We start from the raw sequence: 23,266 nt of genomic DNA, 5'->3' as shown, positions 1-23,266 counted from the left end.
TTATATAGTTTTGATCACATAAATAAATTTATTTTTCTAAAAATCGTCATCAAAAATGTGATCTCGCTTACAAATTTGTTCTTTTTCAATCAAATTGTGATTTTTTATTTTCTTTTTGAGTTAAAATAAAGCTAAATTTTCGTATTGGAATAATTTATTGTGTGTTGGGGGCTTCAAAAATGACAAATCAGCAAGTAAATACGACCTCTCCGCAATGGGAAACCGATGTCATCATCATTGGAGGCGGGGCAACCGGTGCAGGCATTGCGCGTGATTGTTCGTTACGGGGACTTCGCAGTATTTTATTGGAACGTCGTGATATTGCGACCGGTGCTACCGGACGTAATCACGGTTTATTACATAGTGGTGCGAGATATGCGGTTAATGATCACGAATCTGCAGAAGAGTGTATTAAAGAAAATATGATCTTGAAACAGATTGCGCGCCATTGTGTGGAAGATACCAAAGGGCTATTTATTACTCTACCGGAAGATGATCTCAATTATCAAAAAACATTTATTGAGAGTTGTCAAAAAGCAGGCATTGACGCAGTTCAAATTGAGCCGGATTTGGCAAAACGTTTAGAACCGTCAGTTAATCCAGCTCTGATTGGTGCAGTGGTTGTGCCGGACGGTACTGTCGATCCATTCCGTTTGACCGCTGCAAATATGTTAGATGCCAAAGAAAATGGAGCAACTATTTTAACTTATCACGAAGTAACTAGATTAATTCGTGAAGGAGATAGCATTATTGGCGTAGAAGCATTTGACCATAAACGAAAAATGAATATAAAAGTTTATGCCAAGATTGTGGTTAATGCTGGTGGTATTTGGGGACAAGGGATTGCCGAATATGCTGATTTAAAAATCAAAATGTTTCCGGCAAAAGGTTCATTATTGATTATGGGACACCGTATTAATAATTTGGTGATTAATCGTTGTCGTAAACCGGCGAATGCTGATATTTTAGTGCCAGGGGATACCATTTGCGTTATCGGTACAACTTCCGACCGTATTCCATATGATCAAATTGATAATATGATTGTCACACCACAAGAAGTGGATGTTCTGTTTACCGAAGGTGAAAAATTGGCACCGTCATTACGTCATACTCGTGTATTGCGTGCTTATGCCGGAGTGCGTCCATTGGTTGCGAGTGATGATGACCCGTCAGGGCGTAATGTTAGTCGTGGTATTGTGTTGTTGGATCACGAAACACGGGACGGATTAAAAGGATTTATTACCATTACCGGTGGTAAATTGATGACTTACCGTTTAATGGCAGAGTGGGCAACTGATTTAATTTGCAAGAAATTAAATCATCAAGCTGAGTGTAAAACTGCGAAACAGCCATTGCCGGGATCACAAGAAACTGCTACTGAAACTCACCAACGTATTATTTCTATTCCAAATCCAATTCGTATTTCTGCTATCTACCGCCACGGAGCTAGAGCGGATCGTCTATTGGCTGAACAACGTTTGGATCGTAGTTTGGTTTGTGAGTGTGAGATGGTGACTGCTGGTGAAGTGCGTTATGCTTTAGAAGAGTTAGATGTAAATAATTTGGTTGATTTACGCCGCCGTACTCGAGTCGGTATGGGAACTTGTCAGGGAGAACTTTGTGCCTGCCGAGCAGCAGGTTTAATGAGTCGTTTTAATATCATTTCTGCACAGCGTTCTACTACTCAACTTTCTGCTTTCTTAGAAGAGCGTTGGCGTGGAATTGAGCCAATTGCGTGGGGTGATGCAATTCGTGAGGCTGAGTTCAGTAGTTGGATTTATTATAGTTTGCTCGGACTAAAACAAGTGAATACGCAATCAACAGACGAGGGGACAGACACAAATGAATTTTGATACTCTTATTATTGGCGGTGGTTTGGCTGGATTACTTTGTGGTATCAAATTACAACAACAAGGACAGCATTGTGCCATCGTAACAACCGGACAAAGTGCTATTGATTTTTCTTCTGGTTCTTTAGATTTATTAAGTTTTTGTGATGAAAAAGCCGTTAACGTTTTGGCTACTGGAGTAACTGCACTAACCCAATCTGCACCACAACATCCTTATAGTTTAATCGGTGCGGAAAAAGTGTTACGTTATGCAAGAGATTTCCAGCTGTTGGCAGAACAATTACAACTCAATTTACAAGGTGAGCAAACAAAAAATCATTATCGTGTTACTCCGTTGGGATCATTGCATCCGGCGTGGCTATCACCGAATAGCGTACCAACTCTAGCAATGGAAGATCAGTCATTTTCTTATCGTTCATTAATGATTCTTGGTATTGAAGGTTATCACGATTTCCAACCACATTTACTAGCGGCAAATTTAAAGACACTGCCTCAATTTGCCGATTGCGACATTCAGCACGGTTTTTTACATATTCCGGAATTGGATCATTTACGCACTAATGCGCGTGAATTCCGAAGTGTCAATATTTCGCAAGCATTGGAGCATAAATTAAATTTCCAACAATTGGTTCAGGAGATTAAAAATGCTGCCGGCGATGCGGAAGCGGTGTTCTTGCCGGCGTGTTTCGGCATTGATGATGACAGTTTGTTTGAACAACTTAAACAGGCAACCGGATTGCCGTTGTTTGAATTACCGACCTTACCGCCTTCATTGTTAGGCTTACGTCAACATTATAAATTACGCCGTGAATTCCAACGTTTAGGCGGCGTGTTAATGAATGGCGATACCGCATTGCGAGGCGAATTTGAAAATGGTCGTGTTAGTAAAATTTATACCGCATTAAATGAAGAAATTGCACTTAGTGCTAAAAATTATATTTTAGCGAGCGGAAGTTTCTTCAGTAATGGTTTAGTAGCTCATTTTGAAAAAATTATAGAACCAGTGTTTGACTTAGATTTAATCTCCGATAGTGATCGTTTGCGCTGGACTGCACACCGCTTCTCTGATCCACAACCATATCAATATTATGGCGTGAAAATTAATGCGCATTGCCAAGTACAGAAATCGGGGCAAATTGTGCCGAATTTATTTGCGGTAGGTGCGGTTATCGGTGGTTTCAGCGGCTTAAATGATGGTTGCGGTTCAGGTGTTTCGATCGTCACTGCTTTTAATGTTGCTGATTATATTTTGGCGGGAGGTCAACAATGAATTTACAACAATTAATTGCACAAGCTGAACAGACTCATCAACAACCTTATCAAGATTCCAGTTTTGAAAGTTGTATTAAATGCACCGCTTGTACTGCCGTCTGCCCGGTTTCGCGGAATAATCCGTTTTATCCCGGCCCTAAACAGGCAGGTCCGGATGGTGAACGTTTACGTTTGAAAAATCCATTGCTTTATGATGAAGCATTAAAATATTGCACTAACTGTAAACGTTGTGAAATTGCCTGTCCGTCAGGGGTAAAAATTGGCGATATTATAGTGCGCGCGCGTGATCATTATGGTAAAGGAAAAGGCAAATCAAAAATTCAAAAATTAAGAGATGCTATTTTAAGTAATACTGATTTAATGGGAACATTGAATACGCCATTTGCACCGGTGGTTAATACTATTACTGGTTTGAAAGCAACACGTTTCTTATTAGATAAGACCTTAAAAGTGGATCATCGTCGTAGTTTACCAAAATACTCTTTTGGTAGTTTCCGTAATTGGTACAAAAAAAATGCGGCACAACGACAATCTTTATATAAAGATAAAGTGGCGTATTATCACGGTTGTTATGTCAATTACAATAATCCTGAACTGGGTAAAGAGCTGATCAAAGTTTTCAATGCGATGGATATTGGCGTGGTGTTATTGGAAAAAGAAAAATGTTGTGGTTTGCCATTAATGGTGAATGGCTTTCCAAAACAAGCAACTCGTCAAGCGGATTTCAATATTCAACAACTTGAAAAAGTGATTGAAGAGAAGAAATTAGATGTAGTTGGCACTTCATCAAGTTGTACATTAACTTTGAAAGATGAATATGAACATATTCTTGGTCGAGATAATAGCAAAGTAAAAGATCATATCAATTTAGTAACACGCTATATCTATAAATTATTGGAAAGTGGTGAAAAAACCTTGCCACTAAAACCATTACCGTTACGAGTTGCATATCATACCGCCTGTCATATGGAAAAAGCGGGTTGGGTGCCTTACACTGTTGAATTAATAAGAAAAATTCCGGGATTGGAATTGGTGATGCTTAATTCTCAATGTTGTGGTATTGCTGGAACTTACGGCTTTAAATCTGAGAATTATGAAACTTCACAGGCAATAGGTAATTCCCTATTTTCCCAAATTGAGGCTGGTAACTTTGATTATATTATTTCCGATTGTGAAACCTGTAAATGGCAAATTGATATGTCAACTAGTCGAACTTGCTTACATCCAATAACATTATTGGCGATGGCATTAGCATAAAATTGAGGGCTGAAATAGATTAACAAATTTAATTTATTTCAGTCCCATTTTTATTAACCCTTTACTACTGGATAAAACGGCTTTCCCCAATCCATTTCATTATGATTTTTCATCATAATTTCTAACATTACCGGCAAAAATAAAGAAAGAATATTACACCCTGTTTTTAGTTGCTCGCGATTTACTGAGCTATTAAAAGTCGCTCCACCGTGTATAATTTGATTTCTCAATGTATAAAGCCGTCTAAATAAGACATCTAAAATACGATCAATATTTTGATTTTCTAAGGCAGAAAATAATTTTTCGCGTTCTCTCATCTCAGCTATCAAATATTCGTTTTCACTTATTTTCCCATTATGATAATCCCAAAAAGGCTGAAAGATAAATTTGTTATCTGCTAATAAACGAATAGATTGAGAAAAATTTTTCCAAACAAGATCATAAATCACTTTATTTTCATCTAAACCACAAATACGCAATAAAAACTCATTTAAATTTAACCTCTCTGTATTTTCTAAGTTTTTAATTTCTTTTGCATATGCCGCATTAAAGGCAATCCACAGATAAATAAATTGGCTATCTAACTCTTCCGTTTCCTCCGCCTTTTTCAACCAACTCAAAGAGCGGTGAATTCTTAGCTTGAAATTATCGGAATAGTTGAGGTGATCGCGGTTTTGTTTGAAAAACAGGATAAGTGTTTCTGAGCTTTTTTTCATACTATTGTACTGCCTGATAAATAGGGAGGAACTCCCCCTTTAAATTTTAGTTAAAAATAGAATCCCATAATTTACCTAGCGCTTTAGCAATAGGTCTAGCTATATTTGAAACAATCTTCTTTGTAGCAGTTGCAAATTGCCCAATTCCTGGCATATATTCCAAAACTTCAGCGGTTTTTTCTATCGTATCAAAAATTGTATCGATAGTACTGTCTTCAAAACCCTTTTTGGCTTCTTGTTTTGCTCTCTCAGTCCTATTTTTTTTATCCACACTAGCATAAAACCCACTCTTAGCTTTATTTGGCATATTAGTAATAATTTTTGTAGTTAAGTCATCTAATCCATAAGTTTTGAATATATTTTCATCTTCAATATAATCACATACAACAGGAAATATGCTATTCTCATTTAAGGAAAAATCATCTGCTATACGTTGAATATTAGCTTCGATATTGATTTTCTGCTTCTGAGAAGGTATATATAATTTGTAATTGAATTCCCTTGATGGATTAGTTTTATCTATCTGAGATAAAACAAAGACAATCTGATTTTTTGGATATCTAAAATCATTAATCATTTTATTATAAAATAATTGATCTGCTTGGTTTGCTCTATTATCAATTTTTATTATCCATAATACAATGTCTAAACTTTTTAACTCTTTTTCATATAAATCTTGATATTCTTTATCGTAGTGCTCATTTTCTGCGATACCGGGCAAATCAACAAACGTTAGCTTGTAATAGTTAAATGCGGAATCCAATATTGAACCAGAGGTAAAATTTCTAATTGGCTGATATTTTGTGCTGAAAGTAATAATTCACCACTTTCTAATTTGTGTAACAGCTTTTGGTTAGGTAATAAATTTCTGCGTAAGAAAAAAGGTGCGGCAAAAGCAGAAACTTGAACCACCACTTCCGGTATTACATTTCCATGTGATAATGAATCGCTATTTTTAATATTTTCGATAAATTTTTGATTAGGAATAAATGTTTCAGATAAAACCTTTAATTGTGAAATTTGAGTAAAGCAGAATGTTTTTTGTTTGTCATTTTGATTTTTATCTGTACCAATAAGATACCAAATGCCATTTTTATTAGTTAATAAATAAGGTTCGAGTTGATAAAATGTTGAATTTTCACTATTTATTTTTTTATATTTAAATGAAATCAGTTTATTTTGCTGAATGGCTAATTGAAGCTCGTTGAATTGTTTTTTTAAATGGCTGATATTTTCATATTGAACGCCTTTCACTTGCACGGATTGTGTGAGCTTTTCTTGATAAAACACTTTATCAATCTCTGGGAATAAATTAGAAATACTGGCAAAAAGAGCAAAGCGTTGAATATCTTCTTCGGTCAGAATATCTAATTTTTGGCGATCTAATCGATAGAATCTAGGCCCCAATTCATCCCAAGGTAAAAAATTAAGGCGCTCTTTTATATCTCTTTGGATCGTCCTTATAGATACATTAAATTCATCTGCAAGTTCATTAACATCAATACGTTTACCTTTGTTAAGTTCGACTAAAATAAAACTAAGTCGCTGGGCAAGCTGTGTGCTTTTCATTTTATTTATTTCCCTTGAAGAATTATTGATGTTCTTATTCTATGGCAATAAACAGAAAATTCGGCGACAGGTTGTGTCGGGATGAAAAAACTTCTTACTTTTTTCATATTAGACTTTTCACATCTAATCTAAGTATGCTCTGCTATTTATGAAAAGAAGTCAAGACCTATTATTTCTCCTTTAATAGTAAGGAGTTAGCTATGTTGTGCAAAAGTGAACAATTATTACGAACAATTGGACAAGCAATTGCAAAATATCGGCGAGCAGTAGGAATGACACAAGCAGAATTAGCCGAAAAATTAGATATCAGCAATGATGCGGTATCAAGAATGGAGCGTGGAAAATCAGTTCCTTCTGTATTAAGGCTATTGGAATTGTCAGAGATTTTTCACTGTGAAGTCGCGGATTTAGTTACCCTCAGTAGTAATCGCTCAATGGATCAGGCTAGAAAATTAGAACTCTTATTTATTGGATTAGACGGTTATGAGCGTGCAGAACTGATTAATATTATTGAACGAATGCTAAATTGGAAACAGCATAGGGAAGATTAATTTATGACAAAGTTATCGCTATCTTTTGTTGGAATTGTATAGGCTATGAGTTGTTAAAGCGCGTAGATTCTTTATAATCAGTAACAGCTTGCCCAAGAAAGGATAGATGATATGAGTTTAGATTTAACCGAAATTCGTCAAAAAATTACCCAGCTGGATCGCGAGATTTTGCGATTATTGGCTGAACGTCATCAGGTTGCTTATGATGTGGTCAGAAGTAAAGAGATCACAAAAAAACCGTTGCGTGATATTGAGCGCGAACAGCAACTGTTGGATGCGTTAATTCGTTATGCAGATAGTCAAAATTATCAATTAAATCCGCAATATATCACAGAGGTTTTCCAAAAAATTATTGAAGATTCAGTGTTGACGCAACAGGCATATTTGCAGAATAAACTGAATCAGCAGCGCAATAATCAAATTCATATCGCTTTTTTAGGAATGTTGGGTTCCTACTCCAATTTGGCAGCACGTCAGTATGCGGAGCGTTATCAAAAGGAGTTGATTGAATTAAGTTGTGAATCTTTCCGTCAAGTGTTTGCGGCGGTAGAAGAGGGCAAAGCGGATTATGGGGTTTTGCCGTTGGAAAATACCACTTCCGGTTCTATCAATGATGTCTATGATTTATTGCAGCATACCGATTTACATCTGGTCGGTGAATTGACTTATCCGATTCAACATTGTGTGTTGATTTCACAACCGACCGATTTAGCACAGATTGACACGCTATATAGCCATCCACAAGTGATTCAGCAATGCAGTCAATTTATCAATTCATTGCAGGGCGTACACGTTAAATATTGTGAAAGTTCTTCGCACGCAATGCAGTTGGTGGCGAAAATTAATCGGGCGAATGTGGCGGCATTGGGCAATGCAGAAGGTGGCAAGCTTTATGGTTTGCAAGTGTTGCAGGACGGCATTGCTAATCAAGTTAATAATATTACCCGTTTTATTGTCATCAGTAAAAAACCGGTGGAAGTGTCGCCGCAAGTGAATGCGAAAACGTTGTTGCTAATGTCGACAACACAGCAAGCCGGCGCATTGGTGGATGCGTTGCTGGTGTTTAAGAAGCATCAAATCATTATGACGAAATTGGAATCTCGTCCGATTTACGGCAAGCCGTGGGAAGAGATGTTCTATGTGGAAATTGAAGCCAATTTACATCAGGAACGCACGCAACAAGCATTAACTGAATTAAAAACTTACTGTAGTTTCGTTAAAGTGCTGGGCTGTTATCCAAGCAATATTGTTAAACCGGCGTGAGGAAATAGGATGCTGAGTTTAATTGTCGCGATGAGCAAAAATCGAGTAATCGGGCGAGATAATCAAATGCCTTGGCATTTGCCGGCGGATTTAGCGTGGTTTAAAAAAAATACATTGGGTAAGCCGGTGATTATGGGGCGGAAGACCTTTCAGTCGATCGGCAGAGCATTGCCGAATCGCAAAAATATCGTGTTATCCCGACAAGGTTTTCACGCAGATGGCATTGAAGTGGTGTCAGATTTATCCCAAGCATTGGCATTGGTGCAAGACGAGAAAGAAGTGATGATTATCGGTGGCGGGCATCTTTTTGCTGAGGCTTTGCCACAAGCGGATCGGCTTTATCTGACGGAAATTGATGCCGAATTGCAAGGTGATACCTTTTTCCCTGAAATTGATCCGGCACAGTGGAAAACCGATTTTATCGAAACACGAGCAGCAGATGCGAAAAATCGTTATGCGCTGACCTTTAAAATTTTGGCACGCGTGTAGTCAGTGCAAACAGAATTAACATAAGGTGCAAATTGAGCTGCACCTTATTTTTTTACGTTTCACGATGGCGTTCAGGCAACAAAAAGCAGTCGCCATAAGAAAATACCAAGCAGAGTAAACGCCAGACAACCCAATAAATGCAAGCAAATAACACCGATAGCGGTTAAGTGCTGTTGCCCTAAAAAGATAGCGATCACTTCACCGGAAAAGGAAGAAAAGGTGGTTAAACTGCCGAGAAAACCGGTAATAAAAAAGAGCCGCCACTCGTTGCTAATCGTTGGAAAGCTAAGTAATGCGCCGCTGGCAATGCCCATTAAAAAACAACCTAAATAGTTGGCAACTAAAGTGCCAAAGGCGAATTGATGAAAAATAGGATTAAGCAAATTGCTTAATCCCCAGCGGGAACAAGCCCCTAGTGCAGCGCCGATAGAAATATAAAACAGTTGTAACATATTAAATAATTCCAAAGGTAGCGCGCAGATAGCTCGCTACCGCCTCGTGGGCGTGATGCCCGATAATCTCTAGTTGTGGCAAGGCGTGGATCAATGCAGGATTGGCATTTTGCATAATGCAGCCTTTGCCGACAAAATCCAACATTGTTTCGTCATTCATTCCGTCGCCGAAAGCGATGCAGGCGCTATTGTCGTAATGGCAATCGTGCAGTACTTTTCTCAGCGCATTCCCTTTGCTTACGCCTTTATTCATAATTTCGAGGCAGTTGAGCGAGGCGTAAACAATCTCCGTACAATTACCGTAAGTTTGACGAAGATGTTGTTCTAATTCGAGCAAATCCTGTTGACAACGTGCAATAAAAAAGACTTTTTCTGTGCCTTGGGCATTGTGATGACGAAAATCGACAACCTGATAGCCAAAACCAGAATCTTTATGATATTTTGCCATTTGTGGTACTTCACGATCGATAAACCAACCACTGTCCTGATAGGAGTTGACAAAAATTTTGTTTTTATCGAACGGAACGTTCATTATTTCTAAGGCAAGATCGTTAGGTAAATCATTTTTATAAAGTAAATGTCCACTTAAATCGTGAATTCTCGCGCCATTTGAGGTGATCATTCGGATATTTTCAATGCCTATTTTCGCAACAATCGAAAACACATCTTCGTGTTTTCTGCCGGTGGCGACCACAATATCTACCTGTTTTTGCTCTAATTTTCTTAAAGTATCAATTGTGAAATCACCGACCACGTGCTGACCGTTTAAAAGTGTACCATCCAAATCTGACGCAACTAATTGAAAAGGAAGTAAACTGCGCATAAAACCCCTTATCTGAAAAATAAAAAATAGTAGGAATAAATTTTAATGAGATTATATGTTAACAAAAAATGGGTGTTGCGGTTGATTTTTTGATCATCATAAAAATTAAAAATTTTTAATAAAACTATTTGATTCCGATAAAAAATGTGGTATCAATAAAGACGCTCAAAAGCACACAACATACATACTTAGACCCACATTGGATATTGAAACTATGAATTCTATTCGTTTTATTGGTATTATTATTAACCTCGTGGTGATTAGCATCACGAGGTGAGTGGTACGGCTGATAAAACTTTCAATATAAGATTTTAGGTCAGATGAACCCTCGCCTCAGCAGTAGGCGAGGGTTTTTTATCGTTTTAAGGAAATAAAAATGAATGGTGCAAGATTTATCACAGAAAGTTTAAAAGCACACGGAGTGACAACAATTTTTGGTTATCCTGGCGGTGCAATTATGCCGGTTTATGATGCAATTTATGATTCAGGGTTGGATCATCTGCTCTGTCGAAATGAGCAAGGTGCGGCAATGGCTGCGATCGGTTATGCTCGTGCCAGCGGTAAAGTGGGTGTTTGTATCGCCACTTCCGGCCCAGGTGCGACTAATTTAGTCACCGGTTTAGGTGATGCGATGATGGACTCTATTCCGGTTGTTGCTATCACCGGGCAAGTAGCTTCACCGTTTATTGGTACGGATGCTTTCCAAGAAGCGGATGTTTTAGGGTTATCATTAGCTTGTACGAAGCATAGTTTTATTGTGCAGAGTATCGATGAATTGCCGGAAGTTATGGCGGAAGCGTTCCAAATCGCACAAAGTGGTAGACCGGGGCCAGTATTAATTGATGTGCCGAAAGATGTACAGTTTGCCAAAATAGAACGCCAACCCCTTGTTTATCCTATTCCGAAACCTTCTTCAATTGAATCTTCTTTATTAGAACAAGCAAAAACATTATTACAACAGGCAAAACGTCCAGTACTTTATGTTGGTGGTGGGGTTGGAATGGCTGATGCCGTAGCGGAATTACGTCATTTTGTAGAGATTACACAAATGCCGAGTTTTTCTACTATTAAGGGATTAGGCGCATTGCCAGCAGATAATCCCTATTATATGGGAATGATTGGAATGCACGGCACAAAAGCGGCGAATTATGCGGCACAGGAGAGCGATCTTTTATTAGTGCTTGGAGCTAGATTTGACGACAGAGTAACCGGTAAATTGGATAGTTTTGCCCCACAAGCGAAAGTTATTCACGTTGATGCCGATATTGCGGAAATCAATAAATTACGTCGTGCTGATGTGGCAATTCGTGGAGATATGAAACAACTGCTACAACAGTTGGCAATGCCGTTACAAATTGATACTTGGCGTGATGATGTACTTCGTTTAAAACAGCAATATGATTTTACTTATGCAGAAAATAGCGGTGATACGCTGATCAATCCTTGGTGGTTATTGCATACGTTATCTAAAAAACGTAAGAAAAACAGTGTAATTGCTACCGATGTTGGTCAGCATCAAATGTGGTCGGCTCAACATATGCAACATTTTGATCCGAAAAATTATTTAACGTCTGCCGGCTTTGGCACAATGGGCTTCGGTTTGCCAGCAGCAGTTGGTGCACAAAAGGCTCGACCCCAAGATCAGGTGATATTAATTACTGGTGATGGTTCGTTTATGATGAATATCCAAGAGTTGGGTTCAATCAAACGAGGTAAATTACCGGTTAAGATCCTGTTGTTGGATAATCAACGTTTAGGAATGGTACGTCAGTGGCAAACACTCTTTTTCCGAGGTCGTCATAGTGAAACTATTTTAGAGGATAACCCTGATTTCTTAATGTTAGCGAGGGCATTTGATATCCCCGGTGAAAGTATTGAAAAAGGCAGTGAAGTCAATGCCGCATTAGATAGACTTTTAAATGCTGAAGGTCCTTATTTATTACACGTTTGCATTCACGAAAATGAAAATGTGTGGCCGTTAGTGCCGCCGGGCGCAAAAAATGATGAAATGTTGGAAGATATCGGGGTGTAAGATGAAAAATTATCAAATCAGCATTAATGCACAGTGGCGACCTGAAACTTTGGAGCGGATTTTACGTGTAGTTAGACATCGTGGCTTTGTTGCCGTTGATTTACAGAGTCACCTTGAAAATCAACAAATTAAAATAGCACTGACATTACAAAGTGAGAGAGAATTGTCATTATTGACTAATCAATTAATAAAATTATATGGCGTGACTGACGTAACTGTTGTCGGTAACGAACATTAAATTACAGGAGAGATTATTATGCCTAAACTACGTTCAGCGACCAGCACACAAGGTCGTAATATGGCGGGAGCACGTGCATTATGGCGCGCAACCGGTGTGAAAGATAATGACTTTGGTAAACCGATAATTGCTGTAGTTAACTCATTTACTCAATTTGTACCGGGACACGTGCATTTGAAAGATCTTGGTCAAATGGTTGCAAAGCAGATTGAAGAGGCAGGCGGTATTGCCAAAGAGTTTAATACAATCGCTGTAGATGATGGTATTGCGATGGGACATAGTGGGATGTTGTATTCGTTGCCATCACGTGAATTAATAGCCGATTCGGTAGAATATATGGTAAATGCACACTGTGCTGATGCAATGGTTTGTATTTCAAATTGCGATAAAATCACTCCGGGAATGTTGATGGCAGCATTACGTTTAAATATTCCGACCATTTTTGTTTCTGGTGGGCCGATGGAAGCAGGGAAAACCAAACTTTCTGATCAATTGATCCGTTTAGACTTGGTAGATGCAATGATTCAAAGTGCCAATCCGGATGTTACCGATCAGGATGTGGAAGTGATAGAACGTTCCGCTTGTCCGACTTGCGGTTCTTGTTCAGGAATGTTTACTGCTAACTCAATGAACTGTTTAACAGAAGCACTTGGGTTAAGTTTACCGGGGAATGGTTCTTGTTTAGCGACACACGCCGATCGTAAGAAGCTTTTCTTAAAAGCAGGATCGCAAATTGTTGAGCTTTGCCGCCGTTATTATGAACAGGACGATGACAGTGTATTGCCTCGTTCTATCGCTACTAAAGATGCTTTTAACAATGCAATGAGTTTGGATATCGCAATGGGTGGCTCAACCAATACTGTTTTACATTTGCTTGCTGCTGCACAGGAAGCAGAAGTTGATTTTACTATGACGGATATTGATCGTCTTTCTCGCCTCGTGCCTTGCTTATGTAAAGTGGCACCGAATACCAATAAATATCATATTGAAGATGTACATCGTGCTGGTGGAGTAATGGGGATTTTAGGTGAGTTAGATCGAGTCAACTTATTACATAATCAAACTCATACGGTGTTGGGGTTAACCTTAGAGCAACAATTAAATCAATATGATATTAAACGTGATGTCAGTGATGAAGTGAAATTATTTTATCGTGCTGGGCCTGCTGGAATTCGTACTACACAGGCTTTTTCACAGGATTGTCGTTGGGATAGTGTTGATGATGATCGCACACAAGGCTGTATTCGTGATAAAGCACACGCTTATAGTCAGGACGGTGGGTTAGCAATGTTAAGCGGTAATTTGGCGGAAAACGGTTGTATCGTTAAAACTGCTGGCGTTGATGAAAGTATTTTAACCTTTACTGGTCCAGCAAAAGTGTATGAAAGTCAGGAAGATGCAGTGGAAGGTATTCTTGGGGGTAAAGTGATTGCTGGCGATGTAGTCGTAATTCGTTATGAAGGTCCAAAAGGCGGTCCGGGTATGCAGGAAATGCTGTATCCGACCAGTTATCTAAAATCAATGGGCTTAGGCAAAGCTTGCGCGTTATTAACTGATGGACGTTTTTCCGGAGGTACTTCGGGTTTATCTATTGGACACGTTTCTCCAGAAGCCGCAAATGGTGGCACTATCGGGTTAGTGGAAGATGGTGATCTGATCGCTATTGATATTCCACAACGTAAAATTGAATTATTGGTGGATGCACAGGAGCTGGCAAAACGTCGTGTAGTAAGAGAAGAACAGGGTTGGAAACCGAAAAGTCGCCAACGCCAAGTTTCCTTGGCATTGAGAGCTTATGCTTCATTGGCAACCAGTGCAGATAAAGGGGCAGTTAGAGATCGTAGTAAACTGTAAGTGGTAACAAAATGGATATGCAAACTTTATTGACAACCGCCCAACCTAGCGGTTCGCAATATTTAAAAGCAATAGTGAAATTGGGTTCAAAAGTGTATGAAGCGGCGCAAGTTACGCCGCTACAAAAGATGGAAAAACTTTCTAATCGTTTAGATAACCAAATTTTTATCAAGCGAGAAGATCGTCAACCGGTGCATAGTTTCAAATTGCGTGGCGCTTATGCAATGATTTCAGCCTTGACACCGGAACAGAAAGTAGCCGGAGTGATTGCGGCTTCTGCGGGTAATCACGCACAAGGAGTCGCTTTATCGGCAAAATTACTAGGCTTAAAAGCATTAATTGTTATGCCACAAAATACGCCAAGCATTAAAGTTGATTCGGTGCGAGCTTTTGGCGGAGAAGTGTTGCTTTACGGTGCTAATTTTGATGAAGCAAAGGCAAAAGCGATAGAACTGTCTGAAAGTAAAAAAATGACATTCATTCCACCGTTTGATCATCCATTAGTGATTGCAGGTCAAGGAACATTGGCAATGGAGTTATTGCAACAGAATTCGGATATTGATCGTATTTTTGTGCAGGTTGGCGGCGGTGGCTTGGCGGCAGGTGTTGCCGTATTAATCAAGCAGATGATGCCGGAAATTAAAGTAATTGGCGTTGAGTCGAAAGATTCCGCCTGTTTATATGCGGCATTAAAAGCAAAACATCCGGTTGATCTTGATCGGGTTGGGTTATTTGCTGATGGTGTTGCGGTTAAACGTATTGGTGATGAAACATTCCGTTTATGTCAGCAATATCTTGATGATATTGTACTGGTGGATGGTGATGAAATCTGTGCGGCAATGAAAGATCTATTTGAAGATGTGCGTGCGGTTGCTGAGCCATCTGGAGCACTCTCTTTAGCTGGATTGAAAAAGTATGCACGTCAGCAGCAGCTTAAGGGCGAAAAATTGGCAGCGATTCTGTCAGGTGCGAATTTAAATTTCCATACATTGCGTTATGTCTCTGAACGTTGTGAAATTGGTGAAAATCGGGAAGCTTTATTGGCAGTAACTATTCCAGAACAGAAAGGAAGTTTCCTAACATTCTGTCATTTATTGGGTGATAGAGCGGTAACCGAATTTAATTATCGTTATGCTGATGATAGAAAAGCGTGTATTTTTGTTGGAGTTCGTACTGCTAATGAAGCAGAAAAAGCGGAAATTATCAATGATTTAAGTCAAGCTGGTTATTATGTAGAAGATATGACCAATGATGATGTTGCGAAAACACATATTCGTTATATGATTGGTGGTCGTCCGAACAGCGATAAATTTGAACGTTTGTACAGTTTTGAGTTTCCAGAGCAAAAAGGAGCGTTGTTGAAATTTTTGGAAACATTAGGAACACATTGGAATATTTCATTGTTTCATTATCGTGCACACGGTGCTGATTATGGCAATATTCTTGCTGGTTTCCAATTTGAGAATGATGATTTAGCCGATTTTGAACGCCATTTGAGCCAGTTGGGTTATGTATGTCAAGATGTAACCGATAGCAAAGCTTATCGTTATTTTCTTAGTTAAATAAAAAATCCTCACTGTTGTAAGGATTTTAAATCATTGGAAAATCCCCGTTGGTTACGGGGATTTTTATTAATTGGTGTTATTCACCATAATAAGATTTGGTTAAAATCTCAATCATATCTTCAACCATCGGTAAGCGAGGATTTGCCGGTGAACATTGATCTTCAAACGCCAATAATGCTAAATCACGGCGAGCCTCCATAAATTCTTGTTCATTGATGCCCTGCTCTTTGAATGACATCTTAATGCCGACTTTTTGTCCTAACTCTTTACACGCGTTGGCATAGGCTTCCACCGCTTCTTCAGGTGTTGAACAAGGTAAGCCTAACATTCTGGCGATTTCTTGGTATTTTACATCCGCTTTGTAGTAATTATATTTTGGCCAAGTTGCGGTTTTAGTCGGACGAGTACCGTTATAACGAATCACATAAGGCATCAAAATCGCGTTAGTTCTGCCGTGTGGCGTATGGAAACGGCCGCCGACTTTGTGCGCCAAAGAGTGGGTCATTCCTAAGAACGCATTGGCAAATGCCATTCCGGCAATAGTTGATGCATTATGCATTCTTTCGCGTGCTTCTGGATCGCTTGCACCGTTTTTCACAGAGCGTTCTAAAAATTCAAAGACTAGTTTAATCGCTTGCAATGCTAGACCGTCAGTGAAATCGTTAGCTAAAGTAGATACATAAGCTTCTGTTGCGTGAACTAACACATCATAACCTGAATCTGCGGCAACGTGTGCAGGTACAGTCATTGTTAATGCCGGATCGACAATAGCAATAGTCGGAGTTAATGAGTAGTCAGCAATTGGATATTTTTTATCGCCTTCGCTAATGACAGCAAAAGGTGTTACTTCAGAACCAGTACCTGATGTGGTTGGAATGCCGATAAATTTAGCTTTACGTCCCAATTGTGGGAATTTAAAGGCACGTTTGCGAATATCCATAAATTTCTGTACCAAATCGCGGAAATCAACTTCAGGCTGTTCGTAGAATAACCACATTACTTTAGCTGCATCCATAGCTGAACCACCGCCTAGGGCAATAATAGTATCCGGTTGGAAGTTACGTAATAATTCAACACCTCGGCGTACTGTTGCGATACTAGGATCCGGTTCAACATCGGCGAAAAGTTGATAAGTAACGTGATCCCCTCGCATTGTGAGTTGTTTAGCGATTTTCTCTACAAAACCAAGATCAACCATTACACGATCGGTAACGATCACGACACGTTCAACGCCTTTCATTGATTGTAAATATTGGATTGAATCACGTTCAAAATAGATTTTTGAAGGCACTTTGAACCACTGCATATTATTTCTCCGTCTTCCTACCCGTTTGATATTTAATAAATTCACTGCGCTGACATTGTTGCCCACAGAATTTTTACCGTAAGAACCACAGCCTAAGGTCAATGAAGGTAGGAACGAGTTATAGACATCACCGATACCGCCAAAAGTTGAAGGGGAATTCCAAATTACACGAATGGCTTTGACACGTTCACCGAATACTTTTGCCAATTCCGCATCGGAAGTGTGAATGGCGGCGGAGTGTCCTAAACCGTGGAATTCAACCATTTGTTCGGCTTTGATTAAACCGTCTTCAGTGCTTTCTGCTTTTAATAGCGCTAATACCGGAGAGAGTTTTTCTCGGGTTAAAGGCTCTTTCACGCCCACTTCTTTACATTCTGCCAACAGGATATTGGTATTTGCCGGTACGCTGAAGCCTGCCTGTTCCGCAATCCACGCTGCCGGTTTACCAACTACAGCGGCATTGAGTTTTGCCATAGAGCAGCTACTACTGTTTGCTTTTGCGCCGAAGATAAATTCTTCAAGTAATGCTTTCTCTTTTTTATTAACGAGATAAACGCCGTAAGATTGCATCTCTTTAATAAAATCATCATAAATTTCTTTGTCAACAATCGCTGCCTGTTCACTGGCACAGATCATTCCGTTATCAAACGATTTTGACATCACGATATCGTGTACCGCTTGTTTTAAATTTGCACTTTTTTCCACATAAGCAGGAACGTTTCCGGCTCCAACACCTAAAGCCGGCTTACCACAGGAATAAGCGGCTTCCACCATTGCATTACCACCGGTGGCTAGAATAGTGGCAATACCGGGATGTTTCATTAATGCTTGTGTACCTTCCATAGATGGTGTTTCAATCCATTGAATACAGTTTTTCGGTGCACCGGCAGCAACAGCCGCTTCATAAACAACGCGTGCGGCGTGAGCGGAACTTTGTTGAGCAGATGGATGAAATGCAAACACAATTGGGTTACGAGTTTTTAAGGAAATTAAGGCTTTAAAAATTGCGGTAGAGGTTGGATTGGTGGTTGGTGTAATACCACAAATTACTCCAACTGGATCGGCAATTTCTGTAATACCAGTAACATCATCTTCACTAATGACACCAACGGTTTTCAAATGACGCATATTGTTTACAACATATTCACAGGCAAAAAGATTTTTTGTTGCTTTATCTTCAAATACGCCTCTACCAGTTTCCTCATAGGCGTGCATTGCCAACACACCGTGTTGATCCAATGCGGCGACAGAAGCCTTCGCAACGATATAATCAACTTGTTGCTGATTAAGCTGACGGAACTCTTCCAAGGCGGCTAAGCCATTGGCGACGAGTTGATCCACTTCTGCCTGAGCAGGACTTACCACCACTTCGGATGTTTTACTCATAAGATTTCTCCCAAAAATTAAAAATTATTTTAACTAATAAAATTATAACTATTTGAAGTTACCTTTTTTGGGGTATCGGCAGATAACCTGATCTAGCTCAATTTCGCTGTTAGCTAAATGTTAAAGTGATTTAAAAGTTGTTTGAAATAGGTTTGAAATTCTTGATTAATCAAGAAAAATTATGTGATCTTTAGATTTTTTCGTTTTATATTATTTATCAATTATGAGCAATAATAGGAGTTCGAATAATGATGGAACCGACAATTTATAAAATGAATGATACAAAAAAATGGGCGATGATTAGTTATTGGCTTTATATCGCTTCGTTTTTGATTACTTTTTTAAGCGTTGTTGCAGTTGTGATTGCCTATGTTTTTCGTGACGATGTACGTGGCACTTATTTGGAAAGCCATTTTAACTATCAAATTCGCACATTTTGGATTGGCTTACTGTATGCCATTATTTGTACAGTGCTATGTTTTGTTATGGTTGGTTATATTCTATTTATTTGCTTAGCGATTTGGTTGTTGGTGCGTTCCATCAAAGGATTGCGTTTATTAAATCGTGATCAAGCTATTCTTAACGAAAAAATGTGGTTATTTTAAGTACTTGACTTGTTTAACGTTACGATAGTCCATAGAATAAAGTCTTTCCAACATAACAAGAGGCAAGCATTATGTCTGCATTGACAGCACTGCAACAAGAAACCCGTGAAATTATCGATGATTTGCTAAATGACGGCAGCGATCCGAATGCGCTTTATATTATTGAGCATCATATTTCTCACCACGATTTTGACAAGCTAGAAAAAATTGCACTGGATGCATTTAAACTCGGTTATGAGGTATCCGAAGCGGAAGAGTTGGAAAATGAGGATGGTGGAGAAATCTATTGCTTTGATATTATTAGTGAAATTGAATTAAAAGCAGAATTAATCGATGCTCAGCAGAATGAGCTGTTGCCGTTAATAAAAAAACATCAAGGCGTTTATGATGGTTGGGGAACCTATTTTGAAGATCCTAATGCCAATGAAGATGAGTATGGTAATGACGGTGAATTTTTTGACGAAGATTAATGACAGGGTTCTCACTTGCATATGAATGAATCAGCAGAAAAATGCCCTCAATGTGGGCATTTTTTACAACTTAAACGAGGTAAAAAGGGGCTATTTCTTGGTTGCAGCAATTACCCAGAATGTGATTACCTTAGACCGTTACAAAACCAAACTTTAGGCGAAATTTTGAAGGTATTACCAGAGAATTGCCCTGAATGTGCTCATCCATTAGTATTGCGGCGAGGGCAGTTTGGTATGTTTATCGGCTGTAGCAACTATCCTGAATGTCATTTCATTGTCAATGATGAGCCACAAAAAACGGATTATCAGGCGGTAACTTGTCCATCTTGTCGCAGAGGAAAATTGGTCGCGAAGCGTGGTGCTAGGGGAAAAATATTTTTTGCCTGTAATCAATATCCGCATTGTCGTTTTAATGTAGCACAACAGCCGCTGGAAAAAAGTTGTCCCAAATGTGCTTTTCCATTAGTGTTTGTGAAAAAACAGAGTGACAAGCAGATCAGCTATCAATGTTTGAATAAAAGTTGTAAGCATATTTTTTATGAAAGGAATGAATAATTTAGACTTTATTGTCTCCCAATTGAAACAGGGAGAAGTGATTGCTTATCCGACCGAAGCTGTGTTTGGTTTAGGTTGTGATCCTTTTAATGAACAGGCGGTTGAAAAACTGCTTAAATTAAAACAACGTCCAAAAGAAAAAGGGCTAATTTTAATTGCACCATATTTAGATTTTTTTAAGCAAATTATTGATTTTGATAGACTTTCTTTGAGAGATTTAAAACGATTACAACAAACCTATACCAGACCGACCACTTGGATTGTGCCAGTACAAAAACAGGTTTCTCCTCTTCTCACTGGGCGTTTTGAGACGATTGCGATTCGACTTTGTCGCCATCCATCGGTTGAAAATTTGTGTCAACTTGCAGAAATGCCGATTACTTCAACCAGTGCAAACCTTAGTGGTCAAGAGCCGTGTAGAACTTATTTGCAAGTGCAAGAGCAGTTCGGTGAAAACTTTCCAGTGTTACAAGCGGAAGTAGGTGATGCAAAAAATCCATCAGAAATTAGAGATCTCTTTACAAACCAAATTGTTAGACAAGGATAATTATGAGTACACAACATCACTACGCTGTCTGGGGAAACCCGATTTCACAAAGCAAATCACCATTAATTCACGCTATATTTGCCAAAACTACAGGAAAAAAGTTAGATTATGTTGCAAAATTAGGCAATCTTGAGCAGTTTGAGCAACAATTAATAACCTTTTTCCAACAAGGGGCGAATGGTTGCAATATTACCGCTCCTTTCAAAGAACGTGCATTTAAGTTGGCTGATCAACATAGTGAACGTTGCCGTTTAGCGCAAGCTTGCAATACATTAAAACGGCTGGAAGATGGCAGTTTGTTTGCAGACAATACCGATGGAGCCGGTTTGGTTACTGATTTACAGCGATTAGGGTGGTTGCAGCCGGATCAGCACATTTTGCTATTAGGCGCAGGTGGTGCGACCAAAGGTGTGTTGTATCCGTTATTGCAGGCGAAACAGCAGATTACTTTGGCAAATCGGACACTAGAAAAAGCGATGGCATTGGCTGAAAAATTTTCCGTTTATGGCAATATTCAAGCAACGACTTTGCAGGATATTCCACCGCAACATTTTGATGTCGTGATTAATGCTACATCCAGTGGATTGCACGGGCAGGTTGCTCCAGTTGCGGATAATGTGTTAATGAAGTGTGCAGCCGTTTATGATATGCAATATACACCAAGTGCAATAACGCCTTTTATCCAACATTGCAGACAATTAGGGCTTCAGCATTGTAGTGATGGTTTAGGAATGTTGGTGGCTCAAGCTGCTCACTCTTTTTTGTTATGGGAAGGTGTTATGCCACAAATCAACGAAATGTTGAATGAGAGGGGATGGTTAGAAAAATAGTGAAAAAACCTAGGCAAGAGCCTAGGTTTTTAGTTTTACACCAAATCAAATAACAAAAACTCGACATCGGTTTTGGTGATGATTTCAAGCAATGTTTCTTGGCTAATGGCAATGCCGTCACTAGTATGAACAGTTTTACCATTTACAGTTAAATCCCCTTTCACTACTTGCAACCAATAGTTGCGATTGTAGTTCAAGGTAATTTGTTCTGTTTTGTCGGCGGAAAGCTGATAACGCCATAACTTCATATCTTGATACACCTTAAATGAACCGTTTTCCGCTGTTGGTGAAAGGATGAGCGTAGCTCCTTCTTGCGCCGGAAAAGCTCGTTGATCATAACGAGGTTTAATATTTAATTCGTTCGGTTCAATCCATATTTGTTGACATCCTCCCCGCCCTAAAGGACGGGGATTCCTACTAGTGCCAATTGGCAAGCAATGGGCTACTCTCGGTGGGTTCTTGTTGCTGACCTCTCAATGAAGTTCACTTCACAAGCTCTACGGGCATGTCCTGCCCTGACATTTTATTACGCGTGGACGATAGCTCGCCCACGCCCCAATACATTTAACGCTCCAACCACATCGGCATTTTCTGTGTAGCCACATTCTACACACTCAAAATTAGCCTGTGTTTGGCGATTTTCTTTTGCTACGTGACCACAACAAGGGCAAGTTCGGCTGGTATTTTGCGCTGGCACTGCCACTAAAAATCCGCCTTGCCATTGCGTTTTGTAGTCCAACTGACGGCGAAACTCAAACCAAGATTGATCTAATATCGCTTGGTTCAACCCTGATTTTGCAGCAACATTTTTGCCTGGTGCTTCCAACGTGCCTTTGGCTGATTTTGACATATTTGACACCTGCAAATCTTCAATATAGATCATGGCGTGGTTTTTGCTGATTTTGCTTGAAGTCTGATGCAAGAAGTCTTTGCGACAATTAGCAATTTTATGATGCAGTTTGGCGATTTTCGCCTTTAATTTCTGCCAGTTTTGACTAAATTTAACCTTATTTTTGAGTTGGCGTTGGAGTTTTGCCAATTTGCCTTTGTAGGTTTTAAAGGCGTTTAATGGCTCAAAAAATTCACCGTTTGAAAGCGTGGCAAAACGTGCAACGCCCATATCAATACCGATTTCACCGCCTTTATGTGTCGGGATTTCGTACTCAAATTCAGTTTGAATACTGACAAAATAGTGACCGCACTTTTGGCTGACGGTAACATTTTTGATTTCACCAACGATATCTCGGCTGTTGCGGTAGCGAACCCAGCCAATTTTTGGCAGGTACAAACGGTCATTTTCCTGTTCTAATTTGCAACCTTGCGGAAAACGAAAGCTCTCTTTCACGCCTTTTTTCTTGAATTTTGGAAAGTCGGCACGTTTCTGAAAGAAATTTTTAAACGCACTTTCTAAGTCTTTTAACGACTGCTGAAGCACTTGAGAATGGCAGTCTTTAAGCCAAAGTAGCTCTTTTTTCCATTGCGGAAGCAAGTTAGCCACTTTGGTGTAACTGAACTTGAAGTTGTTATCTTTCTCGTACTGCTCATTTTGCCAAGCCAACGCCCGATTAAACACAAAACGAGAACAGCCACAGAACTGCTTAATTCTGAGGATTTGGCTGTCATTTGGCATTATCTC

The 23,266-nt window shown here is 39.3% G+C and carries 22 protein-coding genes and 1 pseudogene; 15 read left to right on the top strand and 8 right to left on the bottom strand.

Annotated elements, in window-relative coordinates; all coding sequences use genetic code 11:
* Window positions 1–179: 179 nt before the first annotated feature.
* Genes glpA through glpC form a run of 3 tightly spaced genes read left to right on the top strand, consistent with a single transcriptional unit; the run spans window position 180 to window position 4,379 of the window.
* Window positions 180–1,853, top strand: a complete 1,674-nt coding sequence (gene glpA, locus JP36_RS10870; protein WP_039174652.1) for an anaerobic glycerol-3-phosphate dehydrogenase subunit A — start codon at window positions 180–182, stop codon at window positions 1,851–1,853.
* Window positions 1,843–3,120: a glycerol-3-phosphate dehydrogenase subunit GlpB gene (glpB, locus tag JP36_RS10865; protein ID WP_039174650.1), complete on the top strand. Its 1,278-nt coding sequence runs from the start codon at window positions 1,843–1,845 to the stop codon at window positions 3,118–3,120. The genes glpA and glpB overlap by 11 nt, the downstream gene beginning before the upstream one ends.
* Window positions 3,117–4,379 (top strand): anaerobic glycerol-3-phosphate dehydrogenase subunit GlpC, encoded by a 1,263-nt coding sequence (glpC, locus tag JP36_RS10860; protein ID WP_039174647.1) that lies wholly within the window; start codon window positions 3,117–3,119, stop codon window positions 4,377–4,379. Before glpB ends, glpC begins: the two co-directional genes overlap by 4 nt.
* Before the next feature lie 53 nt (window positions 4,380–4,432).
* On the opposite strand, the gene JP36_RS10855 is transcribed toward glpC, so the two are convergent.
* Genes JP36_RS10855 through JP36_RS10845 form a run of 3 tightly spaced genes read right to left on the bottom strand, consistent with a single transcriptional unit; the run spans window position 4,433 to window position 6,664 of the window.
* Complete coding sequence (locus JP36_RS10855; RefSeq protein WP_039174645.1) at window positions 4,433–5,095, bottom strand: HEPN domain-containing protein; 663 nt, start codon at window positions 5,093–5,095, stop codon at window positions 4,433–4,435.
* 46 nt (window positions 5,096–5,141) lie between these two features.
* Entirely contained in the window at window positions 5,142–5,858 is a 717-nt protein-coding gene (locus tag JP36_RS10850) for a GTPase family protein (protein WP_052119500.1), read from the bottom strand.
* Entirely contained in the window at window positions 5,828–6,664 is an 837-nt protein-coding gene (locus JP36_RS10845) for a helix-turn-helix transcriptional regulator (RefSeq protein ID WP_039174667.1), read from the bottom strand. The genes JP36_RS10850 and JP36_RS10845 overlap by 31 nt, the downstream gene beginning before the upstream one ends.
* 200 nt (window positions 6,665–6,864) lie before the next feature.
* On the opposite strand from JP36_RS10845, the gene JP36_RS10840 reads away from it, so the two are divergent.
* The 3 genes from JP36_RS10840 to folA all read left to right on the top strand — a co-directional run bounded on the left by JP36_RS10840 (window position 6,865) and on the right by folA (window position 8,967).
* The gene (locus tag JP36_RS10840) at window positions 6,865–7,215 is read left to right on the top strand and encodes a helix-turn-helix domain-containing protein (RefSeq protein WP_039083747.1); all 351 of its coding nucleotides are present in this window, start codon (window positions 6,865–6,867) and stop codon (window positions 7,213–7,215) included.
* Between the two features lie 111 nt (window positions 7,216–7,326).
* On the top strand, window positions 7,327–8,478 hold the full coding sequence (gene pheA, locus JP36_RS10835) for a prephenate dehydratase (RefSeq protein ID WP_013746188.1): 1,152 nt from the start codon (window positions 7,327–7,329) through the stop codon (window positions 8,476–8,478).
* Between the two features lie 9 nt (window positions 8,479–8,487).
* Window positions 8,488–8,967 carry a type 3 dihydrofolate reductase gene (gene folA, locus JP36_RS10830; protein ID WP_039083744.1) on the top strand — a complete coding sequence of 160 codons (480 nt, stop codon included), beginning with the start codon at window positions 8,488–8,490 and terminating at the stop codon, window positions 8,965–8,967.
* Window positions 8,968–9,038: 71 nt separating this feature from the next.
* Here the strand turns inward: folA and JP36_RS10825 are convergent, their stop codons facing one another.
* Together JP36_RS10825 and JP36_RS10820 are read right to left on the bottom strand one after the other, a co-directional pair.
* A complete protein-coding gene (locus JP36_RS10825; RefSeq protein ID WP_039174643.1) occupies window positions 9,039–9,419 on the bottom strand; it encodes a fluoride efflux transporter CrcB in 381 nt (126 codons plus the stop codon).
* Between the two features lies 1 nt (window position 9,420).
* The gene (locus JP36_RS10820) at window positions 9,421–10,242 is read right to left on the bottom strand and encodes a Cof-type HAD-IIB family hydrolase (RefSeq protein WP_039174641.1); all 822 of its coding nucleotides are present in this window, start codon (window positions 10,240–10,242) and stop codon (window positions 9,421–9,423) included.
* Between the two features lie 376 nt (window positions 10,243–10,618).
* On the opposite strand from JP36_RS10820, the gene ilvG reads away from it, so the two are divergent.
* From ilvG to ilvA, 4 genes are read left to right on the top strand one after another with little or no spacing between them, the layout of a single operon-like run.
* Window positions 10,619–12,274, top strand: coding sequence for an acetolactate synthase 2 catalytic subunit (gene ilvG / locus JP36_RS10815; RefSeq protein WP_039174638.1), 1,656 nt, complete (start codon window positions 10,619–10,621; stop codon window positions 12,272–12,274).
* A gap of 1 nt (window position 12,275) precedes the next feature.
* Window positions 12,276–12,512: an acetolactate synthase 2 small subunit gene (gene ilvM, locus JP36_RS10810; protein ID WP_039174636.1), complete on the top strand. Its 237-nt coding sequence runs from the start codon at window positions 12,276–12,278 to the stop codon at window positions 12,510–12,512.
* Window positions 12,513–12,530: 18 nt separating this feature from the next.
* Window positions 12,531–14,366, top strand: coding sequence for a dihydroxy-acid dehydratase (gene ilvD / locus JP36_RS10805; RefSeq protein WP_039174634.1), 1,836 nt, complete (start codon window positions 12,531–12,533; stop codon window positions 14,364–14,366).
* A 17-nt stretch (window positions 14,367–14,383) separates the two neighbouring features.
* Window positions 14,384–15,928 (top strand): threonine ammonia-lyase, biosynthetic, encoded by a 1,545-nt coding sequence (gene ilvA, locus JP36_RS10800; protein WP_039134904.1) that lies wholly within the window; start codon window positions 14,384–14,386, stop codon window positions 15,926–15,928.
* Window positions 15,929–16,007: 79 nt separating this feature from the next.
* On the opposite strand, the gene adhE is transcribed toward ilvA, so the two are convergent.
* Window positions 16,008–18,623, bottom strand: coding sequence for a bifunctional acetaldehyde-CoA/alcohol dehydrogenase (gene adhE, locus JP36_RS10795; protein ID WP_039148838.1), 2,616 nt, complete (start codon window positions 18,621–18,623; stop codon window positions 16,008–16,010).
* Window positions 18,624–18,871: 248 nt separating this feature from the next.
* Here adhE and JP36_RS10790 point away from each other — a divergent pair, with 248 nt between their 5' ends.
* The 5 genes from JP36_RS10790 to aroE all read left to right on the top strand — a co-directional run bounded on the left by JP36_RS10790 (window position 18,872) and on the right by aroE (window position 21,630).
* Window positions 18,872–19,228 carry a DUF4870 family protein gene (locus JP36_RS10790; RefSeq protein WP_039174633.1) on the top strand — a complete coding sequence of 119 codons (357 nt, stop codon included), beginning with the start codon at window positions 18,872–18,874 and terminating at the stop codon, window positions 19,226–19,228.
* A gap of 71 nt (window positions 19,229–19,299) precedes the next feature.
* The gene (gene rraB / locus JP36_RS10785; RefSeq protein WP_039136811.1) at window positions 19,300–19,698 is read left to right on the top strand and encodes a ribonuclease E inhibitor RraB; all 399 of its coding nucleotides are present in this window, start codon (window positions 19,300–19,302) and stop codon (window positions 19,696–19,698) included.
* 21 nt (window positions 19,699–19,719) lie between these two features.
* Window positions 19,720–20,253: a type I DNA topoisomerase gene (locus tag JP36_RS10780; RefSeq protein ID WP_039174631.1), complete on the top strand. Its 534-nt coding sequence runs from the start codon at window positions 19,720–19,722 to the stop codon at window positions 20,251–20,253.
* Window positions 20,237–20,800: a Sua5/YciO/YrdC/YwlC family protein gene (locus tag JP36_RS10775; RefSeq protein ID WP_039174628.1), complete on the top strand. Its 564-nt coding sequence runs from the start codon at window positions 20,237–20,239 to the stop codon at window positions 20,798–20,800. Before JP36_RS10780 ends, JP36_RS10775 begins: the two co-directional genes overlap by 17 nt.
* A gap of 2 nt (window positions 20,801–20,802) precedes the next feature.
* Entirely contained in the window at window positions 20,803–21,630 is an 828-nt protein-coding gene (gene aroE, locus JP36_RS10770; RefSeq protein ID WP_039174625.1) for a shikimate dehydrogenase, read from the top strand.
* Window positions 21,631–21,665: 35 nt separating this feature from the next.
* Here aroE and JP36_RS10765 read toward each other — a convergent pair.
* Window positions 21,666–22,010, bottom strand: a pseudogene (locus tag JP36_RS10765) (pirin family protein); the annotation flags it as partial.
* Between the two features lie 146 nt (window positions 22,011–22,156).
* The coding region (locus JP36_RS10760; RefSeq protein ID WP_209434496.1) for an RNA-guided endonuclease InsQ/TnpB family protein at window positions 22,157–23,266 on the bottom strand (1,110 nt) is incomplete at its 5' end.

Source organism: Gallibacterium genomosp. 1, from assembly GCF_000771875.1.
Classification (GTDB): Bacteria; Pseudomonadota; Gammaproteobacteria; order Enterobacterales; family Pasteurellaceae; genus Gallibacterium.
Note: the sequence above shows the minus strand (reverse complement) of the source record. Positions and strands in the feature narration are given on the sequence as shown.